Origin of the sequence: Marinobacter sp. MBR-99 (assembly GCF_040547575.1) — a bacterium.
GTDB lineage: Bacteria > Pseudomonadota > Gammaproteobacteria > Pseudomonadales > Oleiphilaceae > Marinobacter.
Map to the genome: position 1 here is coordinate 1 of NZ_JBEPPY010000008.1, position 19498 is coordinate 19498.

A 19498-nucleotide genomic window follows, 5' to 3' on the forward strand; every position below is an offset into this window, starting at 1 on the left:
TTCCCTATCGGAGTATTGGTCCCAACCACCCTCGATCATCAACGCTTCATGAAGCGCAAGCGAGTGCGGGTCTGCTATTTTGGTCACGTCCGTGTTTCCACAAGGTGTTAATCGGCACAATCCATGCCTATAGTGTTGGCAAATGTAGCGGAATTACCATAAAAATCCAAGCCAGCACTGAGCATGTTTTGGGCATGACGGAAATCCATCGTTGTTTATCGATGGATTACCGTTTCCCATTTTAAGCAATATAGATCAGCGACTTAGTCGCTCCTGCAAAACGCTGTTTTCATAAAATCTAGCTAGACAACTGCTCGAATAATCCACCGATGGAAAGGCTATTACCGAGTCTAAAAACGGAAAGAATATCGGTCCTGTATTACTGAAATCCTCCTGGGGACCAGAAAATTGTTGGGGCCACCTAGCGGATTGCGGCAACTACACCAAGTCAAGAAATGTTAAACTTAAAGGTTGTTGTAAATTATTGTTATTAATAATGGAATTAAGACAACTCCAGAGAAAACTGAAAGGAGAAGCCATAACCCATCAAGGTTCTCCCTATCGTGCGCAGAGTTGACGGTTTGTTCAACGTTATCTCGATTCTCTACGGTGTTTGGGGGCTGGGTTAAATGGATCTCGTCTTTTAACGCTTGGACTCGAAATTCTATGTAGAGAGATTTCGCCTTTTCAGGTTGCCCGTTTGACTTTGCGACAGCTTTAGCCCACAGACCATGACGGATGATGCCTTTATCGTATTCCTCAAAAACCATTTTATATAGATTTTCTTCGTCAACCCTGGCCTGAGCTGATTGCTTTTTCAAAGACTCAAACAAAACTCTTCTCCGTGAACCTTTGTCCTCTAGATACTCAGGCACTGCCCTTCTTTACGCCACATCAACTTTCCGCGATTGAAAAAGTCAGGCCCACCGAGTCTATGTATATTACAAATACGATCTCATAGTAAGGGATATTGGTCCAGTTGACGTGTTGCTTCAAATAAATCCAAAGGAGGATGGGCGATCAAACGGCTAGGAGTGTGTCTAGGATGTCTTCTTGTTGTATTTGCAAAAAGGAGAAACTATGTACAACACGCGTCAAACAGCCGGCTGATCAACACCGGAACAGCGGTTTCCACACGCAGAATACGGGCGCCCAGATGCACGCTCTGGCATCCGGCCTCTTCCAGCTTACCCACTTCGTAATCGGTAAAACCGCCTTCCGGCCCGATGCACAGGGCTGCCGGCTCGTTCAGGTGAACGGGGCAGGGTGCGCTGGTGCCGGGATGCGCCACCAGTGCGATTTTATCTGCCAGCAGGGCCGGTAGTTCGTCTTCCACAAAGGGTTTGAACAGCTTGCGGATATGCACCTGTGGCATCACCGTATCTTTGGACTGCTCAAGGCCCAGGGTCAGGTTTTCCCTCAGGTTCTCCTCTGACAGCCACGGCGTTTGCCAGAAACTCTTTTCTACCTTGTAGCTGTTGATCAGCCAGATATCCTTTACCCCCAACGACGCGCAGGTTTGCAACACGCGGCGAAACATCTTCGGCCGAGGCATGGCCAGGATCAGGGTCAGTGGCAGGGGCCGCGGTGGGCGTTGGCTCAGCGATACCCGGAGTTCTGCTTCTGTGTCTGTCAGGGTCAGGATCTCACCGGTGCCCATGGCGCCGTTGACCCGGCCAACCGGAATCTGGTGGCCGGTACTGGCTCTGAGCACGGTTCTCAGGTGTTCAAGGCGGCGGCCGCGGAGCAGCACCCGGTCTGTGCCGGTGAAGTCTTCCTCGAACAGCAGCGCCAGGTTCATGCGGAGTCGGACTCGCCCTCAGAGGCGTCATCTACCCGGCGGTGTGCCAGGCGCCCGAACAGGATGCCGAATTCAAACAGAATCCACATGGGCACCGCCAGCAGGGTCTGGGAAATGATGTCTGGCGGGGTCAGCAGCATGCCGATGATAAAGCAGGCCACCACCACGTAGGGGCGTTTTGCGGCCAGATCCTGGGGTGTGGTGGCACCTGTGAGGATCAGCAGTACTGTGGCAATGGGAATCTCGAAGGCCACCCCGAAGGCAAAGAACATTTTCAGAACGAAGTTCAGGTAACTGCTGATGTCAGGCAGCTCAACTATGCCCTCGGGCCCGATGGCGGTAAAGAATCCGAACACCAGTGGGAACACCACAAAGTAGGCAAAGGCCGCGCCGGCGTAGAACAGGATGACCGAGGTAAACAGCAGGGGAAACGCCAGGCGTTTTTCATGGGCATACAGGCCTGGCGCCACGAAGCTCCAGAGCTGATACAGGATCACCGGGATGGCGGCAAATACCGCCAGCACCAGAGCCAGTTTCAGGGGCGCAAAGAACGGCGAGGTAATGTCGGTGGCGATCATGGTCTGGCCCACCGGTAGCAGCTCGCGCAGGGGTAACGACAGCCAGAGGTAAAGGTCGTTGGCGAACGGGTAGATAAAGGCAAAACATACGATCACCGCCAGTACCATTTTCAGGAGCCGGTTGCGCAATTCGAGCAGGTGCTCGATCAGGGGCATTTCCTGTTGTTCAGGGGGGATCGGGTTACTGCCTGGGTTACCACTCATGAACGATTATCCGAAGGCCGTTCTGATGTTGTGCTGCTGGCCTCGCCGCTGGTCTCGTGATCGGCGCTGTCGCCTTGCGGAGCGGGTTGCGAAGGCTCGGCGGGGGGCTGATTCTTGCTTTCTTCGCCTGCGATCCTGCGGGTTGCCGGTGCGGGCCGTGGTTTGCGGGTCTCGCTATCTGGCAGAATCATGTGTTCGTATTTCTTGGCTTCATCGAGGGCACCGCGAACAGTTTTCTCCATGTCGTCCAGGCCGACGTCACCGGCCTTGCGGAGTTCTTCCCGCAGCTCTTCTGCCTTGAGCTGGCGATCCAGTTCCGAGGTGAACTGGCCCACCATGCGCCGCGCGCCGCCAATCCACCGGCCGGCAGCCCGGGCGGCGGTAGGCAGGCGCTCGGGCCCAAGCACAAGCAACGCAATGATGCCGCAGATCAGCAGCTCAATGAAGCCAATATCGAACATTCAGGCGGTACTCAGCTTTGCTTTTCCCGGGGCTTCTCTTCGGCCGGGGCTTCAGTTTTCTCAGCCTGCTGCCCTTCCAGCGTGCTCTGATCGGCGGATTTTTCCTCTTCGTCGCTCATGGACTTCTTGAAGCCACGAATCGCGCCGCCCAGATCACTGCCGATGTTGCGCAGTTTCTTGGTTCCGAACAACAGGATGACGATGCCGAGTACGATTAAAAGTTGCCAGATGCTGATACCCATGAGGGTTCCTCGTTCAATTGTTGCTGTTCCATGACATTGTACGCCAACGGCGGCCGTTCGCGGAAATCCCCGTTAGGGGTACCTCTTTACGAGTTCCGCGACGCTTTCTCTTCAAGGCCTGACAGGTCGAAACGACTGGCCAGTTCATCAATCACATCTTTTGGTCCGAGCCCGAGCCGGGAAAGCATCACCATGCTGTGAAACCACAGGTCGGCCGTTTCGTACACCACATCCCGGGTGTTCCCGGACTGCTCGGCGTCTTTGGCGGCCAGCAGTGTTTCGGTGCACTCTTCGCCCACTTTCTCCAGAATCTTGTTCAGCCCCTTGGCGTGCAGGCTAGCCACGTAGGAGGTTTCCGGGTCGGCTTGCTTGCGGGCTTCAAGTACCTGGGCCAGGCGTTCCAGTACATCACTCACGGTCTCTGCTCCTCAATCACTGCCGTAGATGGCGTTCGGGTCTTTCAGCACCGGTTCGGCGCTGACCCATTGGCCGTCTTTCAGGGTCCGGTAAAAACAGCTTCGCCGACCAGTATGGCAGGCAATGCCGCCTTTTTGTTCCACTTTCAGCAAAATGACATCGGCATCGCAGTCTAGCCGGATATCCCGGAGTACCTGCTGGTGCCCGGAGCTTTCGCCCTTGCGCCAGAGTTTGCCCCGGGACCGGGACCAGTAAACCGCCTGGCCTTCCTCAACGGTCAGCTTCAGGGACTCGGCATTCATCCACGCCATCATCAGGATGTCGCCGTTGTCGGCATCCTGGGCGATGGCCGGCACGAGGCCGTCTTCTGTCCAGCGAATCTCGTTGAGCCAGTCAGGCTGTACGACGTTAGCGGGGGAATCTTGCATTTTTATGAATCCTGATAAATCCATTCGTTTAACGGCTGCCCCGGAGCATGACCGCGCCGGCAAGGGCAAGCAAGGCCCAGCTCCAAAGTGGCGCATTGGCCGCCAGCTGCATGGCCTGCTCCTGAGTGCCCGCCAGGGCTGCGGCGGCGAGTACGGCGGCAATGAAACCCCGGCGCCACCGGCGGTCGCTGCGCTGTTGCTGCTCTTTCATTAACTCAAGCGTAGCGCGATTCTGTTCTTCCGTTGGGCCGCTGCTTCGAAGCTGTAAGAGCGCATCATGAACCAGTTGCGGCATCTCTGGCGACTGTTCAAGCCAGGCCGGCAGGTGCGTTTGCAGCGATTTGATCAGCCCTGCGGGGCCAATGCGCTGTCGCATCCAGTTCTCCAGGAACGGCTGAGCGGTGCTCCACAGGTCCAGATCCGGGTACAACTGGCGGCCCAGGCCCTCGACGTTCAACAGGGTTTTCTGCAGCAGTACCAGCTGCGGCTGCACTTCCATATTGAAACGGCGGGCCGTCTGGAACAGCCGCAGCAAGAAATGGCCGAAGGAGATGTCTTTCAGGGGCCTCTCAAAGATTGGCTCGCACACGGTACGGATGGCTGCTTCGAATTCATTCACCCGGGTGTCGGGCGGCACCCAGCCGGACTGTATGTGCAGCTGGGCCACCTGGCGGTAATCCCGGCGGAAGAAGGCCAGCAGGTTACGGGCCAGGTAGCTCTGGTCGTCTGGCGCGAGGGTGCCCACAATGCCGAAATCGATGGCGATGTACTTCGGGTCAGCCGGGTTGGAGACGTCGACAAAGATGTTGCCCGGGTGCATGTCGGCGTGAAAGAAGCTGTCCCGGAACACCTGGGTGAAGAAGATCTCCACGCCTTTTTCGGCCAGCACTTTCATGTTAACGCCGGCCGCTTTCAGGCTGTCTACGTCGGCAATGGGGATGCCGTGAATGCGCTCCATCACCAGCACGGATTTGCTGGTGTAGTCCCAGTCGATGAACGGGATGTAGATCAGCGGTGAGTTGTCGAAGTTGCGGCGCAACTGGCTGGCATTGGCGGCTTCGCGCTGCAGGTCCAGCTCGTCGTGGATGGTGGCGTCGTAATCGGCCACCACGTCTACAGGGTGCAGGCGTTTGCCTTCAGACCAGTATTTTTCCAGCAGGCCGGCCATCAGGTACATCAGGCCAAGGTCCTGGCGGATCACCTTGTCGATACCCGGGCGCAGCACCTTGACCACCACTCTCTGGCCATTGGGCAGGGTGGCGGCGTGTACCTGGGCCACGGAGGCCGAGGCCATCGGGTCCGGGCTGAACTCGGCGAACAGCTCCGACACCGGCGCGCCCAGGGATTTCTCGATGATGCCCCGGGCCTGGTCGCTGGGGAAGGGCGGTACCCGATCCTGCAGTTGTTTCAGGGATTCGGCCATGTCGTCGGGCAGCAGGTCCCGCCGGGTGGAGAGAATCTGGCCGAATTTGACAAACACCGGGCCGAGTTCTTCCAACGCCAGTCGCAGCCGGTCGCCCCGGCTCAGTTTCGGCTGGGGGAACAAGTGCCAGGGCGCCAGCAGGAAGAAAATCTTCAGCGGTGTGGGCAGTTCCGCCAGCGGCAGAAACGTGTCGAGCCGGTAGCGGCAGAATACCCAGGCAATTCGGAACAGGCGTTGCAGGCGGGTCACAGGGTCTCCGTATCGTTATCGCTGCCGGTACTTTCCAGTTGTGTCAGTCGGGCTTCCAGGCGTTCAGTGCGCAGGTTGAGCTGGTCAATGTCCTGGAACGTCGCTTCCAGCTCCCTGCGACCTGGCAGGGCCTGGCTTTCTTCGTGCAGATACTCTTCCAGGTTGGCGCTCATGGCATTCGCAGCCTGCCGGCTCCAATGCACGGCACTGCGGATGCGCTTGCCCAGAAAATGCGCAGGAAGGTCGCCCAGGTGTCGCGCCATGGCCGCTTCCCAGTCCGGTTCCAGCTGGTTCAGGGCCCGCTGCAGCTGGTGAGCAAGGGCGGTATTGCCATGGACGCCCAGACGCTTGTCTGCAAACACCCGGTCATCGCCCAGGGCCAGGGCAACAAAGGCCATGGGGCGGCCGGTAATGACCAACTCGGGGGCATCGGCGGGCTGACTGCGCACCTGAACCCGTTCGCCCACACGCTCCAGGGTCCACGTCAAAGGGACCGGTGCGCTGATGTTGAATTGTGCCGGCCCGGTCAGAGCGTCCAGCAGGGCCTGCCGGCCAGCTGTGTCCAGCTCCAGTGCCCGGTTGAGCGCGATCTCTACGATGGCGCTGGCAGCGGACAGAAGGGTCGGGCCGGGGAACATCAGGGTTTGATTCCCACATGCAGGGCGACAATGCCGCCAGTCATGTTGTAGTACTTGCAGTTCACCAGGCCGGCATTTTCCATCATACCCTTCAGGGTTTCCTGATCCGGGTGCATGCGAATGGATTCGGCCAGGTATTTGTAGCTTTCACTGTCGCCGGCAATGAGCTGACCCATCAACGGCAGGGCGGTGAAGGAGTAGGTGTCGTAGGCTTTGCTCAGCAGTGGATTGGTGGGCTTGGAGAATTCCAGCACCATCAGCTTGCCGCCGGGTTTCAGGACCCGGGCCATGTCCCGCAGGGCCTGGTCTTTGTCGGTGACGTTGCGCAGGCCAAAGGCGATGGACACGGCTTGAAAGCTGTTGTCCGGGAACGGCAGGTGCTCGGCGTCAGCCTGTACGTACTCAATGTTGCCAGCGTAGCCCCGGTCGGTCAGCCGGCTGCGGCCTACCTGCAACATGGAGGCGTTGATATCGGCCAGCACTACCTTGCCGGACGGGCCGACCAGGTCGGAAAATTTCATGGTCAGGTCGCCGGTGCCACCGGCAATGTCCAAAACCTGATGGCCGGGGCGAACACCGCTGAGCTCAATGGTGAAACGCTTCCACAGCCGGTGGATGCCCATGGACATCAAATCGTTCATGAGGTCGTATTTGCCGGCCACGCTGTGGAAAACTTGAGCCACCTGGCTGGCTTTCTGGCTCTTGGGTACATTGCGGAACCCGAAGTGGGTTACGTCGTCCTGGCCGTTGCCGGGGGTGCCCGGTGTTTGCTGCTCGCTCATGGGTGTTGGTCCTGTCAGAATCTCAGGTTGGTATTCTAACCTTTGAGGGGTTGGCTACAAGTTTATTGCCGACTTACACTGTAAATCCGTCTCCAAACAACCGAGAAAACTGATCCATGTCTGTCATTGATATTCATCGTGCCCATTCCCTCGACAAAGCCCACGCCCGTGAGGCGGCAGAGACTCTGGCGAAGGACCTGTCGAAGCAGTTCGATGTCAATTACCAGTGGGAGGGCGATCTGCTCACGTTCAAGCGCAGTGGGGTAAAGGGCCATCTGGACCTATCCGACAGCGATTTGCACATCCGTCTGGAGCTCGGGCTGATGCTGCGCCCGTTCAAATCCCGTATCGAGCAGGAAATTCACTCGCAACTGGACCAGATTCTCACAGCCTGAGCCCGGTTAAAGGTTGCCCGGTACCGAGAAGGGTTCCGGGTGGCTCGCCAGTATGTTCTCCATCACCTGTTTTTCCCGGCCGATCAGCCGTTCAATCAGCACGTCGACATCCTCCATCTTCCGGAATGCGCTGTAGCCCCGGTGCAGGAAACTGTGCAGATCGCCCAGCTCGGCCATTTCCGCCGGCCCCCGGCTCATCGACAGCAGCCAGCCCAGGGTGCGGTTGCGCACGTAGCGGTCCAACTGCTGGCCAGTGTCGGCCACCAGTTCCAGTTGCCGGCTGCGGATGCTCAACTGGCCGCTGGCCCGATAAGCGTCGCAATAGTCGCTGGTGGTGATTGAGGCGGTACTCAGGTTGTGCCGGTCAAACCATTGTGCCAGTTCAAGATCCAGGCTCTGGGTGACCAGGTTCAGTTCAACCAGCCCGGCGAAGGTGCCCAAGAGATGGTCTGGTAGCCACTTCACCATCTTCGGGAAGACCCGGTCGATGTTATCGTCCCGTTGGGTCATGCCAGCAGGGGCGTAAAGGTCTGTCAGCAAGAATTCCAGGCCAGTGTGATAGCCAGGGTTCTGGTAAAGGTCCTGGTGCGTGGCTTTCAGCCGTCCCGCTTGCCAGTCGGCGATGCGGCGGGTGTCTTCCAGCAGGGGGTGGGCTGACTTGAGCTGGCGAAAGTCGTGGTATTCCAGTAGCAGGCGTTTAAGCCGGTGGGCGTTTTCTGAATTCACGTCCGTTGTGACCAGGCGCTCACGATACATGCAGGGGCTCCAATAAAACCGGCGACAAGAGGCATGGCCTCAGAAAAAGGCGCTCAGTTTAGCGAAGCGGAAACCGGGCTGCACCTGTTAAGGTTCAGCCCTCGGCGGCAATGGGCAGGGTTTCCAGACCGGGCACCCATTCCTTGCTGTCCAGCGTGATGAAGTGGCTGGGGGCTTCGGTTTCGATGATGCGCATGTTGGTCGGGCTGGTACGGGCACTGGCCAGCATGGCATTGCGATCCAGGATGCGATCCGTCGCAGGTATCAGGAACGTGCCATGGCGCACATGCTGGTACACCGAGGTGTCTGTGCGGACCATCCACTCCATGATGTTTTCAATGTTGCGCACGATGGTCAGATGATCCTTGGTGGCATAGAACAATTTGTTCAGCAGCTGCCGTTTTCTCGGGTTCATCTTGCCAAAGAATGTCTGGCCATAGGCGGATTGCGGCGCGCTGTTGATCAGACGGATCAGCCAGGGCCACATGCCGTGGCTGACCGGCTCCAGCAGGGTGGTCACCAGGGCGTGCAGTTTGCCCTGGGGCAGCACTGGCGCTTCCAGCACAATTTCGACATCTTCGTACAGCTCTGGCCACTGCTTGATGGCTTCAAGAATCACCGCACCACCCCTGGAGTGGCCGTGGATCCGGATGTTGCGGGTGCTGGGCAGGTTTTGCAGTGCCTGATTCAGAATGCAGGCATCATACTCAATGGTACCTTCCAGGTGCTTGATGGGCACTTCCCAGCCCGGGTTCTCCGGCGTGACACCGTTTACCGGAATATGGTAGTTGCTGCAGGTGAGAAGAATCAGTTCGGTGGTCGGGCCGTCATAGGCCTGGGTGAAGTAACAGTGATTTTCCAGAAAGCCGTGGACGCCGATGACGGTATGTTCCGCAGCGCCGCTATGATTCCGCACCGATACGGCGCCTTTACCAACACGGTAAACCCGGCCTGAGAACATCTCTGAATAGGCGCTCTCGATAGGCTTGATCAGTTTGCGAACATGACTGGCTTTCATGATTCATCTCCCCCGGCATTGCAATGGACTGTTATTGGTTTTGGTTGTGCCGGTCTCTCATTTGTACCGCGTTTGGCTGGGCGAGTTAGTGGCACTACCGCCGGGATTTCCGGAGATCTGTAGCCAATCGCGCAGCATCGTGGTCCTTCTCTATAACCATTGCATCATTACATATAACCAGTATAGAGCCGAAGGGTTACTTGCAGGTAATTTTTTGTAACGCTGTGGGCGACGCACGGTGATGGAGCCCCGTAAAGGACTCTGGCACAATGCGGGATTGGCTTTTTACTTATCGGGCACGTTATTCATCGGGGACTATCAGGTTTGAACCAGGAGCAATCGCATCTCATGCTGCCTTCGGATTCGGCCTGGCTGGCTTTGGAACGGCCGGAAAACCCCATGACCATTACCATTATGCTCCGGGTTGACGGCTTGACGGCCGGCCGGTTCCGGGAATTTCTGGAGGTGTACTGGACCGCCTGGGAGCGTTTTCTCTGCCGCCCGGTCTGGAAGGCGCCGGCCTGGTACTGGCAGAAAGACCCCACTTTTTCCGTTTCCCATCACCTTGATGTGGTGATAGACCGGTTTGATCAGCATCAGTTGCAGGACTGGGTGTCGGCGCGGCTGAACGAGCCGCTGCCCCGGTATCGCCCGGGCTGGAAGTTCTGGCTGGCGCCTAACGCCCAGGGTGGTGCGGCCTTGCTGCTGCGCCTGCATCATTGTTACGCCGACGGGCTGTCCCTGCTGGGCATTTTCTCAACACTATGCCCGCCGTCGCCCCGGCAGTACCCGGCCATCTATGGCGCTGCCGAGTTGCCGCAGCTGGAACGGTGGACAACCTACGCCAGGCAATGGTTGGGAAATATGGCTGCCCAGGCAGGCCAGGTTTCCGGCGCGATACCGGATGATGGCCCCACCAAAGGGGCGGGGCACGCCGGGCGGGCACTGGAGGCCAGTGCCCGGATGGTGCATGAGCTCAGCGAGTTTCTGGTGGAACCGGCCGATACGCCCTCTGAGTTGCGGCGGCCATTGCTGGGCCGGCGTAGCTGTCGGTGGTCTGAACCGGTGGCGCTTGACCGTTTTCGTGCAGTCGCATCGGCCACCCATACTACGATCAACGATGTGTTACTGGCCTGTGTGGCGGCTGCTGTGCGCCCACGGCTGGGGATGTCACCAGAACAGTTGGACGATGCGGTCATGCATGCGGCCGTGCCGGTGGATATCCGGTCCCGGATGCCGGAGGGTGTTCGGCCGGAGGACGGCGAGCCCGGCAACTGCTTTGGCACGGTGTTCGTGCCCATGCCGGTGGATGGTGCCAGTGCCCTGGAGCGGCTGTTCCGCATCAAGCATGAAACCCGCAAGCTCAAGAAGAGCTGGCAGCCGGGGATCGCCTGGGGGCTGACGGCCAGCGCCGCGCTGTTGCCGGAGGTGGGGCGCAAACCACTGGCTGACCTGTTTTTCCGCAAGGCCTCTGCGGTGGTGTCCAATGTACCTGGTACGCCGGAGACCCGTTACCTGGCCGGTTGTGCCATCACCGAACAGATGTTCTGGGTGCCCCAGGCCGGCGATATCGGGTTGGGTGTGAGTATTGTCAGTTACGCCGGTCAGGTGCAGTTTGGTGTGGTGGCGGACGAGGCCATTCTGGCCAACCCCCATGAGTTTCTTGATGACTGCTTGTCTGAACTGGACCAGTTCCCGGGTGGTCTTTCCACGTAGTCGTACTTCCAAAGTTTCGTTTCAAATGCCTCCCAAATGAGCAGAAAACCTGCTCGCTGGAAGCATTCCCCCCTGTTGTTGCATCACCGACCATGGAAATCAGGCGTCAGACCTCGCCTGGAGCGATCGGATAACCGGTCCTCTTATCCCAGATTTCCTAAAAACAACCGGGGGATGTATGAAAAACAACAACTTCAGAAAGTCAGGGTTGGCCATTGCCATGATGGCGGCCATGGGAGCCAGTGCCGGAGCCAATGCAGCCATTGAACTGTACAACGAGGACGGCACCAGCTTTTCGGTGGATGGCTACTTCAATGCGTTTTACGTGAACCGTGATGACAAAGTTGCTGACGTGCGCAATTCCGACGTCAAGATGGGTTTTTTGCCGAACACCATCGGCTTCAATTTCAGTAAGGAGATGGGCGACCTGACACTGGGTGGCCGTTCATCGTTCTGGAGCACGATCAACGACAGCCTGCAGTCGCCGACCGACACCGCAATCGATGTGCGTCAACTGTATGCAACCGTGGATGGCAGTTTTGGTCAGGTCCTGATTGGTAAAGATTTCGGCCTGTACGCCCGTTCCAATATCTTCCTGGATGAGATCCTGATGGGATTTGGTTCTCCGGGGGCAGCCACAGGCGTGTCTTTCGGCAATATCCGCACCGGCTACCCCTACCCGAACCCGTCAGCCCAGATCACCTATCGCACACCGGACATGGGCGGCCTGAACGTTGCCGCGGGTATCTTTGAGCCTGCCAACACCACGCCGGGCGCCCAGTCTGAGCAGTCCGCCCCGCGTTTTGAGGCGGAAGTCACCTACAGCGCTGACCTGAACGGCGTGGCCTTGACGGGTTGGGTGAACGGTCGTCACCAGAGCTCGGAGAACGCCACCACCAAGATCGACAGTCGGGGTGTTGGGTATGGTGTGAAAGCGGCCGTGGCCGGTCTGTCCCTGACGGCTTCAGGCTTCACTTCCAAGGGTGATGTGCCGGTATTGATTACCGATGCCGCCCTGGCTTCTGAAGAGGATGCTGATGGTTACCTGATTCAGGCATCTTACACGCTGGGCGCAAACCGCTTTGTGCTGTCGTACGGTGAAACCGATTCCGATCAGGGCAATTTCGAGACCGAGAACACCTCCGTGGCTGTGTTCCATGACGTCAACAGCAACTTCAAGCTGGTGGCCGAATACAACATGTTCGAACAGGAAACCAAGTCTACCGGTGTGAAAACCGCAGACGCCAACACTCTGGCACTGGGTGCCGTTGTGATGTTCTGAGGAGCTTCGCTCCTGTCTATGGCCTTGCAGGTAGCCGGCAGGAAGCCGGTGCGCCTGCGAAGGCCGTCTCAGACTAAAGTGCCGGTTTGCTCTTGCCAAAACCTGGCTGCGTCGCCGGACATTGATTGAAGGGGATAATAATCAATGGCTTATGGAAGATTTGGCGCGCCGACAAAGTGCACTGAAGTCGCATTGGCTGGTGCCTCAGGAGGCGTAGAATCGGTATCAGATTCCCGTATTCCGAGCAGGCTACCGATGACGCCAGTCAGTCAGTTACCCGCAGTGCGAGTCGCCAGTTCCAGCGTCCGCAAGCCCGAGCTGGCCGCCGCTGAGCTTGCCGAGCGGCTTGTGCACAACAACCTGGGTTGCGTGCTGTTCTTCTGCTCTGTTGAGTATGACCTGCAGAAACTGGGGCCTGCTCTGCAGAGAGCCTTCTCTGGTGTACGTGTCTACGGTTGCACCTCGGCCGGTGAGATTACCGAGCAGGGGTACGGCCGTGGCTGCATCAGTGCCATCGGCTTTGATGCCCGTTACTTTGCCATCGACTGCGCCCTGATTCGGCAACTGGATCGGTTCACCCTTCAGGATGCCCAGGGTGTCATAGACCAGATGTTGTCCACCTGCCGCGATGCCAAGCTGGCGCCGGTCAAGGGCAATACTTTCGCCGTTACCCTGCTGGACGGGCTTTCCAGCCGGGAAGAGCTGGTGCTGGCCACCCTCAATGCGGCTTTAGGCACCATCCCTCAGTTTGGCGGTTCCGCGGGAGATGATGAACGCCTGGCCGATACCCACGTTTACTACGATGGTGAATTTCACTGTGGGGCGGCCACCGTCATGCTGGTCAATACCCCGCTGGATTTCCGGGTGTTCTCGACCCACCACATGGAACCGCTGGATGAAAAACTGGTGGTTACCCGGGCCTGCCCACAAAGCCGGACTGTTTACGAGCTAAACGCAGAGCCGGCAGCGGAGGTCTATGCCCGGGCTGTGGGCGTGTCGCTGGATGAGTTGGACCGCAAAGTGTTTGCCCTGCGGCCCCTGGGCGTTCGGGTGGGAGGAAACTATTTCGTTCGCTCCATCCAGCGGGTCAATCCTGATCGCAGCCTGACGTTCTACTGCGCAGTAGAGACCGGCATTGTGATGACCGCCATGGCGCCGGGCTCGCTCCTGGACAGTGTACGAACCCAGATTGAAGCCTCCGAACGGGTGGTCGGCACACCTCTGGTGACATTGGGGTGCGACTGTTTTTTACGTCGGCTCGAAGCTGAGCTGACCGGTCAAAGTGATGCGGTTTCTGAATTCCTTAAAGCGCACCGTGTGGTGGGGTTCAACACCTACGGTGAGCAGTTTAACGGCATGCACATCAATCAGACTTTTACGGGGGTGGTTATTGGCCAGCCTGAGTTCAGTACCTGACCTCCCCGAACCTTCCGGTGAGTCCGTCAAAGACCAACGCATTGCGGAACTGGAGTCGGAAAACCGGCGCCTGCGCGACATTCGCGATGCCCTGATTGTTCGGGTGGAGTCTGGCTCGGCCCACAAGCCGGAGCCTTATGCGGCGTTCGAGCACTCGGTGATACTGGCCGAGCAGGTGCGTGAGCGCACCGAAGCCCTGAACCTGACCATGGAAGAGCTCAAGGCCAGCAACAAGGCCCTGATGCGTGCCCGGGAAGAGGCGGAGACTTCGCGCCAGCGTCTGAACGATGCCATTGAAAGCATTGCCGACGGCTTTGTGCTGTTCGACCACAACCACTGCCTGATTCAGACCAATAGCCGTTTCAGGAGTTACTGGCGCCATGCCGGTGTGCCGGTGCCGGCAGCGGGTACCCCGATAGACAAGGTGAAATCGAAAGCAATGAGCTCCGGGCTGATCGTTGAGGAGCACAGCCACGAGGATGCGGAGGGCACAGTGTTCCTGCTGTCCAACGGCCGCTGGGTGCAGATGACCGAAAGGCCCACGCGGGAAGGCGGGCTGGTGGTGCTGTATTCCGACATCACCGACGTCAAGAACAGCGAAATGGCGCGCCGTATCAAGGCGCTGGAAGAAAGCGAGCGTTGGATTCGCGTGGTCACCGACCATGTGCCGGCACTGATTGCTTACGTGGGTGCTGATCTGACCGTGCAGTTCTGCAACAAGGTTTATCAGGCCTGGTATGGCCGCCCCGGTCAGTCGCCCCTGGGTATGCGCCTGGACGAGGTGCACGAGCCTGAATTTTACCAGCGGCTGCTACCCCAGATTCTGGAGGTCATGGACGGCCACAGCGTGACATTCGAGTTTGACGAAACCGGTGTTCGGGGTGAGCAGCGGTACATGCTCAGATCGTATGTGCCCAACGTTGATGACAATGGCGAAGTGGTCGGCTTCTTCGTGCTGATTCGTGATATTACCGATCGCCGAAAAACCGCACTGGCGCTGGAGCAGGCTTATGACAACCTGGAGAAGCGGGTACGGGAGCGCACAGCGGCTCTGACCGGCCTCAACGCCCAGCTTCGTCAGGAGATCTCGGAGCGTGCAGCGGTTGAGGCGCGCCTCAGAGAGGCCAAACTGGACGCCGAGCGGGCCAATCTGTCGAAAACCAAGTTTCTGGCCGCCGTCAGTCACGATCTGCTGCAGCCGCTCAATGCTGCCCGTCTGTTCACCAGCGCCTTGCAGGAGCAGAGCTTCGGCCCCAGGGCTGAGGGGTTGGTGCGTTCGGTCAGCACCTCTCTGGACGACGTCGAGAACCTGCTGGGCACGCTGGTGGACATTTCCAAGCTGGACGCCGGGGTGATCAAACCGGATGTGACCGCCTTTGATCTGCGGGATCTGCTTAATAACATCGCCCGGGAATTCCGCCAGATGGCCTTGGCAGAGGGGCTGCGGCTGGACTTCGTGCCGTCTTCGGCGGTGGTACAGTCTGACTCCCAGCTGTTGGCCAGAATCCTGAGAAACTTCCTGACCAATGCGATCCGTTACACCGGCCAGGGGCGCATCCTGCTGGGTGTTCGCCGCCGGCATGGTCACGTGTTACTGCAGGTGTGGGACACCGGCCCGGGTATTCCCGAAGACAAGTTGACCGAGATCTTCCAGGAATTCAAGCGTATTCGTCCCAGCGGTTCCCAGGCTGACAAGGGGCTGGGCCTGGGGCTTGCGATTGTCGACAAGATATCCCGCATGCTTGGGCATGAGGTGTCTGTGGCGTCGATTGAGGGCAAAGGCTCGGTGTTCAGTGTACGGGTGCCGCTGGGGCAGTTGCTGCCCTCGCCGGCGGCGACCACGGACATTCAGAAGGTTGAGGTGGATCACGGCATGTCGGGTGCCAGGGTGTGGGTTATCGACAACGATCTGGCGATCTGCGAGGGGATGAAAACCCTGCTGGAGGGTTGGGACTGCCGGGTGGTAACTGCGGTATCTGTGCCCGATCTGGACACCAAAGTGGATATTGCCGGGGCACCGGTAGACCTGATTCTGGCGGATTATCACCTGGATAATGATGAGAATGGCGTCGATGCGGTTGCCCAGATCAATGCCCGGCGCAGTCAGCCGGCGCCAGTGTTGATGATTACGGCCAATTATACCAATGAGCTGAAGCAACACATCCGCGAGCTGGGGTATCTGCTGATGAACAAACCGGTCAAACCCCTGAAATTAAGAACGGTGCTCAATCATGTGTTGAGGGGCTGAACCCCTCAACACAGATCAACGCTTCAGGTACTGGCTGAAATCCACATCACTGGCCGACAGAATGGCCTGCACCCGGTTGTGCACACCGAGTTTGCGCAGAATTGCTGATACGTGGGCTTTCACTGTGGTTTCTGCAATGTTCAGGTTGTAGGCGATCTGTTTGTTGGACTCGCCTTTGGACATTCGTTCCAGTACCAGCAACTGGCGACGGGTCAGGGAGTTGAGCAGCTCCGGAGAAATGGGATTGTCTTCGTGCCGGGCTCTGCGGCTGTTACTTTCCTTGCCGGTGCGAATGATGTCCGAGGGCAGGTATACGTTGCCGTTCAGAATCTGCTGGATGGCTTCGGTCATCTGGGCTCGAGGTGACGATTTGGTGATGAACCCCACTGCGCCGTAGGTGATCGCCTGCAGAACCACCTGCTTGTCCTCTTCGGCAGAAACGATGACCACCGGAATGGTTGGCGCCTCGTTACGCAGGGTGATCAGTCCGTTCAGGCCGTGCATACCAGGCATGTTCAGATCCAGCAGGATGAGGTCGAGGTCATCGTTTTCGCGGGTGATTTCCAGCGCGCTGTCCAGATCATCGGTTTCAATAATCTCACTGCCCTGGAATCCTGAGGCGATCACACTGCTGATCGCTTCCCGGAACAGGGGGTGGTCGTCGGCAATCAGAATCTTATACGCCGGCTCCATGGATGTTTCTGCCTGTTTATTGTCGTCTTCGGGAGTGGTGTCGGATTCATCATAGCGTTTTTCCGACGAGAGTGCGGCATCAAGCTCGGTTAACATGGCGGCCTCCTGTGCAGAAGGTGTCTGCATGGGTGCGATCACCTTCTGTTTATTATTGTGATGGTTTCATTACACGCCATATTGGCCTTGGGTTGAATGCGACCATCGCACCAAAAAACAGGCACCAAAGTACTATTCTTGAAGGGCTGAGGGCTTCGTATCGTGATGGTATGAAGCATCACACAAGAATAACTCAAGCCGTACACCCGGGCCTCAAGGGGTGGTTCTCACGGGGCTTTCGCGTGCTCAGCCTGGTGTTTGCCGCGGTTTTGCTGGTATCACCGGACAACGGCTATTCGCGGGAGCCGGCGGGGTTGCCCGTTCTCGGCATCAGCGTGCTTCAGTTCGGTACCGCCCACTGGGAGCTGGATCATCTGCAACACAGAAAGCTGGACCAGAAGAACGGCTACCGGCTTGACCTGAAACTGGTGGCGAATTTGCCAGCGTCACGGTTGGCAGTCACCAGTGGTTCCGTGCATGGCGCGGTGGCTGATTTGCTCTGGGCGCAGTCGCGATTCCAGGCCGGCACCCCCTACCTGTATGTGCCGTTCTCAAGCCAGATTGGGGATATCGTCGTGCCGGAGGCGTCTGCGATTCGCTCGGTGGCTGACCTGGCAGGCAAACGCATCGGCGTAGCCGGCGGGCCGGACAGCAAGGGCTGGGTGCTGCTGACCAAGGTGGCAGAGCGACAGGGTATCGATCTGGCTCGAGATGCCCGGGTGCAGTTTGCCGCCCCGCCACTACTGAACCAGGCGCTAAAGCGTGAGCAGGTTGATGCCATCGTCACCTATTGGCACTTCTCTGCCCGGCTCAGAGGCGAGGGCGGCTGGCGTTCGGCTTTCGGGATGGCGGACCTGCTCAGGGCTCTGGACCTGGACCCGAACCTGCCGGTACTGGGTTATGTCTTTCCCTCAGAATGGGCGCAACAGCATGCCGGGTTGATTGAACGCTTTGCCCGTTCGCTGCAACAGGCAAAAGCCGAGCTGGCCGGTGAATCTTCGCACTGGCAGCGGTTACGGCCTCTGATGGGGCAGTCCACAGAGGCCGTGTTCGAAGCCCTGCGGGATGGCTTTGTGGCGGGCACCCCGGCGCCGCTGACCGAGCAGCGCCGTGGCGATCTCCAGCGGCTGCTGGTACTCACAGGCGCTGATGCCGAGGCCCTGATGCCCGAAACCCTGTTCTACCGGAGCCCGCCGTGAGCAGCCAGGCAGGTCGCCCGCCGGTCTGGAGCTACTGGTTGGTACTGCCCCTGTTTATTGTGTTCTGGGGGCTGTTTGCCTGGCACCTGGAATCCCCGTTGCTACCCGGACCATTGCAGGTGCTGGAAACCTTGATGAAGGAAGCGCGGGGCGGTCAGCTCTGGTTCCATCTGGGCGCCACGCTGGCACGGGTCGCGGTGGCGTTTACCCTGGCGATGCTGCTGGGTACGTGTATCGGCATTGTGATGGGCCGGTCGCGCACCGCCAACGCACTGTTTGATCCCATGTTGGTGCTGCTTCTGAACCTGCCTGCGCTGGTCACCATCATACTGATGTATGTCTGGTTCGGGCTGGTGGAGGCGGCCGCGGTGATGGCGGTTGTTATCAACAAGATCCCGAACGTTGCCGTCACGGTCCGAGAAGGTGCACGCAGCCTGGACTACCGGCTGGAACAGATGGCTACCGTGTACAGGTTTACCCGCTGGCAGCGGCTCCGTGAGGTATGGGTGCCGCAGCTCTTTCCTTATCTGATGGCGGCCACCCGGGGAGGGCTGTCGCTGATCTGGAAAATCGTTCTGGTGGTTGAACTGCTGGGGCGTTCCAGCGGTGTCGGTTTTCAGCTGCACCTGGCGTTCCAGGTGTTCGACGTTGCAGCCATTCTGGCCTACAGCCTGGCGTTTATCGCCGTTGTGCAATTGATCGAACTGGGGCTGTTACAGCCTGTGGAAAGACGGGCCAATCGCTGGCGACAGCCGGAGCAGGCCCATGCTTGAGCTGAGAATACGCGGTCGGGACTATGCACAGCCCGTGCTGGGCGAAGTGTTTGCCACCATCAAGCGTGGCGACCGCATCTGCTTGCTGGGGCCGTCCGGCATCGGTAAGACCACGCTGATCAATGCCATCGCCGGCCTGGATCACTCAATGCCGGCCGGTGCGGTGGTTGGTCGTGAAACACTGCGAGTCGGGTACCTGTTTCAGGAGCATCGGCTGTTGCCCTGGCGAAGCCTGAAAGCCAACCTCCGGCTGGTGGGCGCGAGCGATGAGGAGGCTGAGCACCTGTTGCGACAGGTTGGTTTGGCCGGTTATGGCCATTACCTGCCGGATCAGCTTTCCCTGGGCATGGCGCGCCGTGCTGCTTTGGCCCGCTGCCTGGCGGTCAAGCCGGATCTTTTACTGCTGGACGAGCCCTTTGCCTCGCTTGACCCGGTCCTGGCCGGTGACCTGAAGCAGCTGATTGCCGGCATACTGGACGAAAGCCCGGATATGGCGATGATCTGCGTAACACACGACAGCGGCGATGCAGAGTTACTGGCAAACCGGCTATGGTACCTTGACGGTAAGCCGGCGCGGTTGCAATGGGACGACCGAGTGCTGGAATCAGGTGCAGTACCTGAGCTTCTGGAACAATTGAGGCGATTGGATATGTTCAGCTCCTGACGCCGGGGAAGCCAGCGGG

General features: G+C 58.6%; 21 protein-coding genes. 8 read left to right on the forward strand and 13 right to left on the reverse strand.

Features of this window, described 5'->3' with window-relative positions; genetic code table 11:
• Window positions 1–464: 464 nt before the first annotated feature.
• The 10 genes from ABIE59_RS08390 to ubiE all read right to left on the reverse strand — a co-directional run bounded on the left by ABIE59_RS08390 (window position 465) and on the right by ubiE (window position 7223).
• The gene (locus ABIE59_RS08390; protein WP_354445983.1) at window positions 465–833 is read right to left on the reverse strand and encodes a hypothetical protein; all 369 of its coding nucleotides are present in this window, start codon (window positions 831–833) and stop codon (window positions 465–467) included.
• A 245-nt stretch (window positions 834–1078) separates the two neighbouring features.
• Window positions 1079–1801 carry a 16S rRNA (uracil(1498)-N(3))-methyltransferase gene (locus ABIE59_RS08395; RefSeq protein ID WP_354445985.1) on the reverse strand — a complete coding sequence of 241 codons (723 nt, stop codon included), beginning with the start codon at window positions 1799–1801 and terminating at the stop codon, window positions 1079–1081.
• Window positions 1798–2583 (reverse strand): twin-arginine translocase subunit TatC, encoded by a 786-nt coding sequence (tatC, locus tag ABIE59_RS08400; protein WP_354445987.1) that lies wholly within the window; start codon window positions 2581–2583, stop codon window positions 1798–1800. Before tatC ends, ABIE59_RS08395 begins: the two co-directional genes overlap by 4 nt.
• Entirely contained in the window at window positions 2580–3044 is a 465-nt protein-coding gene (gene tatB / locus ABIE59_RS08405; RefSeq protein WP_354445989.1) for a Sec-independent protein translocase protein TatB, read from the reverse strand. Before tatB ends, tatC begins: the two co-directional genes overlap by 4 nt.
• Window positions 3045–3055: 11 nt before the next feature.
• Window positions 3056–3286, reverse strand: a complete 231-nt coding sequence (gene tatA, locus ABIE59_RS08410) for a Sec-independent protein translocase subunit TatA (protein WP_058092479.1) — start codon at window positions 3284–3286, stop codon at window positions 3056–3058.
• Between the two features lie 86 nt (window positions 3287–3372).
• A complete protein-coding gene (locus ABIE59_RS08415) occupies window positions 3373–3702 on the reverse strand; it encodes a phosphoribosyl-ATP diphosphatase (RefSeq protein ID WP_354445991.1) in 330 nt (109 codons plus the stop codon).
• 12 nt (window positions 3703–3714) lie between these two features.
• Window positions 3715–4131 (reverse strand): phosphoribosyl-AMP cyclohydrolase, encoded by a 417-nt coding sequence (gene hisI, locus ABIE59_RS08420; RefSeq protein ID WP_058092481.1) that lies wholly within the window; start codon window positions 4129–4131, stop codon window positions 3715–3717.
• A 28-nt stretch (window positions 4132–4159) separates the two neighbouring features.
• Entirely contained in the window at window positions 4160–5803 is a 1644-nt protein-coding gene (gene ubiB, locus ABIE59_RS08425; protein ID WP_354445994.1) for a ubiquinone biosynthesis regulatory protein kinase UbiB, read from the reverse strand.
• Window positions 5800–6441 carry a ubiquinone biosynthesis accessory factor UbiJ gene (locus tag ABIE59_RS08430; RefSeq protein WP_354445996.1) on the reverse strand — a complete coding sequence of 214 codons (642 nt, stop codon included), beginning with the start codon at window positions 6439–6441 and terminating at the stop codon, window positions 5800–5802. The genes ubiB and ABIE59_RS08430 overlap by 4 nt, the downstream gene beginning before the upstream one ends.
• On the reverse strand, window positions 6441–7223 hold the full coding sequence (gene ubiE / locus ABIE59_RS08435) for a bifunctional demethylmenaquinone methyltransferase/2-methoxy-6-polyprenyl-1,4-benzoquinol methylase UbiE (RefSeq protein WP_354445998.1): 783 nt from the start codon (window positions 7221–7223) through the stop codon (window positions 6441–6443). The genes ABIE59_RS08430 and ubiE overlap by 1 nt, the downstream gene beginning before the upstream one ends.
• A 116-nt stretch (window positions 7224–7339) precedes the next feature.
• Here ubiE and ABIE59_RS08440 point away from each other — a divergent pair, with 116 nt between their 5' ends.
• Entirely contained in the window at window positions 7340–7618 is a 279-nt protein-coding gene (locus ABIE59_RS08440) for a polyhydroxyalkanoic acid system family protein (protein WP_061330695.1), read from the forward strand.
• Between the two features lie 6 nt (window positions 7619–7624).
• On the opposite strand, the gene ABIE59_RS08445 is transcribed toward ABIE59_RS08440, so the two are convergent.
• Complete coding sequence (locus ABIE59_RS08445; protein WP_354446000.1) at window positions 7625–8374, reverse strand: DUF8198 family protein; 750 nt, start codon at window positions 8372–8374, stop codon at window positions 7625–7627.
• A gap of 94 nt (window positions 8375–8468) precedes the next feature.
• Window positions 8469–9392, reverse strand: a complete 924-nt coding sequence (locus tag ABIE59_RS08450) for an alpha/beta hydrolase (protein ID WP_106693860.1) — start codon at window positions 9390–9392, stop codon at window positions 8469–8471.
• 348 nt (window positions 9393–9740) lie between these two features.
• Between ABIE59_RS08450 and ABIE59_RS08455 the strand changes: the two genes are divergently transcribed.
• From ABIE59_RS08455 to ABIE59_RS08470, 4 genes are all read left to right on the forward strand, one after another.
• Window positions 9741–11108, forward strand: a complete 1368-nt coding sequence (locus ABIE59_RS08455) for a WS/DGAT domain-containing protein (RefSeq protein WP_502915340.1) — start codon at window positions 9741–9743, stop codon at window positions 11106–11108.
• 178 nt (window positions 11109–11286) lie between these two features.
• A complete protein-coding gene (locus ABIE59_RS08460; RefSeq protein WP_354446004.1) occupies window positions 11287–12390 on the forward strand; it encodes a porin in 1104 nt (367 codons plus the stop codon).
• Between the two features lie 255 nt (window positions 12391–12645).
• Window positions 12646–13806 carry a nitric oxide-sensing protein NosP gene (gene nosP, locus ABIE59_RS08465; protein WP_354446006.1) on the forward strand — a complete coding sequence of 387 codons (1161 nt, stop codon included), beginning with the start codon at window positions 12646–12648 and terminating at the stop codon, window positions 13804–13806.
• Window positions 13790–16054, forward strand: a complete 2265-nt coding sequence (locus ABIE59_RS08470) for a hybrid sensor histidine kinase/response regulator (RefSeq protein WP_354446238.1) — start codon at window positions 13790–13792, stop codon at window positions 16052–16054. Before nosP ends, ABIE59_RS08470 begins: the two co-directional genes overlap by 17 nt.
• A 15-nt stretch (window positions 16055–16069) precedes the next feature.
• Here ABIE59_RS08470 and ABIE59_RS08475 read toward each other — a convergent pair whose 3' ends face one another.
• Window positions 16070–16747 (reverse strand): response regulator, encoded by a 678-nt coding sequence (locus ABIE59_RS08475; protein WP_106694070.1) that lies wholly within the window; start codon window positions 16745–16747, stop codon window positions 16070–16072.
• Window positions 16748–17013: 266 nt separating this feature from the next.
• Between ABIE59_RS08475 and ABIE59_RS08480 the strand changes: the two genes are divergently transcribed.
• From ABIE59_RS08480 to ABIE59_RS08490, 3 genes are read left to right on the forward strand one after another with little or no spacing between them, the layout of a single operon-like run.
• Window positions 17014–18042 carry an ABC transporter substrate-binding protein gene (locus tag ABIE59_RS08480; protein ID WP_354446008.1) on the forward strand — a complete coding sequence of 343 codons (1029 nt, stop codon included), beginning with the start codon at window positions 17014–17016 and terminating at the stop codon, window positions 18040–18042.
• On the forward strand, window positions 18039–18815 hold the full coding sequence (locus ABIE59_RS08485; protein WP_354446010.1) for an ABC transporter permease: 777 nt from the start codon (window positions 18039–18041) through the stop codon (window positions 18813–18815). Before ABIE59_RS08480 ends, ABIE59_RS08485 begins: the two co-directional genes overlap by 4 nt.
• Complete coding sequence (locus ABIE59_RS08490) at window positions 18808–19479, forward strand: ATP-binding cassette domain-containing protein (RefSeq protein ID WP_354446012.1); 672 nt, start codon at window positions 18808–18810, stop codon at window positions 19477–19479. The genes ABIE59_RS08485 and ABIE59_RS08490 overlap by 8 nt, the downstream gene beginning before the upstream one ends.
• Window positions 19480–19498 lie beyond the last annotated feature (19 nt).

Coding starts and splice junctions, on each gene's coding strand:
- ubiE (WP_354445998.1), bottom strand. CDS start 7,223: ATGAGCGAGCAGCAAACACCGGGCACCCCCGGCAACGGCCAGGACGAC.
- ABIE59_RS08455 (WP_502915340.1), top strand. CDS start 9,741: ATGCTGCCTTCGGATTCGGCCTGGCTGGCTTTGGAACGGCCGGAAAAC.
- tatB (WP_354445989.1), bottom strand. CDS start 3,044: ATGTTCGATATTGGCTTCATTGAGCTGCTGATCTGCGGCATCATTGCG.
- ABIE59_RS08450 (WP_106693860.1), bottom strand. CDS start 9,392: ATGAAAGCCAGTCATGTTCGCAAACTGATCAAGCCTATCGAGAGCGCC.
- tatC (WP_354445987.1), bottom strand. CDS start 2,583: ATGAGTGGTAACCCAGGCAGTAACCCGATCCCCCCTGAACAACAGGAA.
- nosP (WP_354446006.1), top strand. CDS start 12,646: ATGACGCCAGTCAGTCAGTTACCCGCAGTGCGAGTCGCCAGTTCCAGC.
- hisI (WP_058092481.1), bottom strand. CDS start 4,131: ATGCAAGATTCCCCCGCTAACGTCGTACAGCCTGACTGGCTCAACGAG.
- ABIE59_RS08460 (WP_354446004.1), top strand. CDS start 11,287: ATGAAAAACAACAACTTCAGAAAGTCAGGGTTGGCCATTGCCATGATG.
- ABIE59_RS08480 (WP_354446008.1), top strand. CDS start 17,014: ATGAAGCATCACACAAGAATAACTCAAGCCGTACACCCGGGCCTCAAG.
- ABIE59_RS08445 (WP_354446000.1), bottom strand. CDS start 8,374: ATGTATCGTGAGCGCCTGGTCACAACGGACGTGAATTCAGAAAACGCC.
- ABIE59_RS08430 (WP_354445996.1), bottom strand. CDS start 6,441: ATGTTCCCCGGCCCGACCCTTCTGTCCGCTGCCAGCGCCATCGTAGAG.
- ABIE59_RS08440 (WP_061330695.1), top strand. CDS start 7,340: ATGTCTGTCATTGATATTCATCGTGCCCATTCCCTCGACAAAGCCCAC.
- ABIE59_RS08490 (WP_354446012.1), top strand. CDS start 18,808: ATGCTTGAGCTGAGAATACGCGGTCGGGACTATGCACAGCCCGTGCTG.
- ABIE59_RS08475 (WP_106694070.1), bottom strand. CDS start 16,747: ATGGAGCCGGCGTATAAGATTCTGATTGCCGACGACCACCCCCTGTTC.
- tatA (WP_058092479.1), bottom strand. CDS start 3,286: ATGGGTATCAGCATCTGGCAACTTTTAATCGTACTCGGCATCGTCATC.
- ABIE59_RS08395 (WP_354445985.1), bottom strand. CDS start 1,801: ATGAACCTGGCGCTGCTGTTCGAGGAAGACTTCACCGGCACAGACCGG.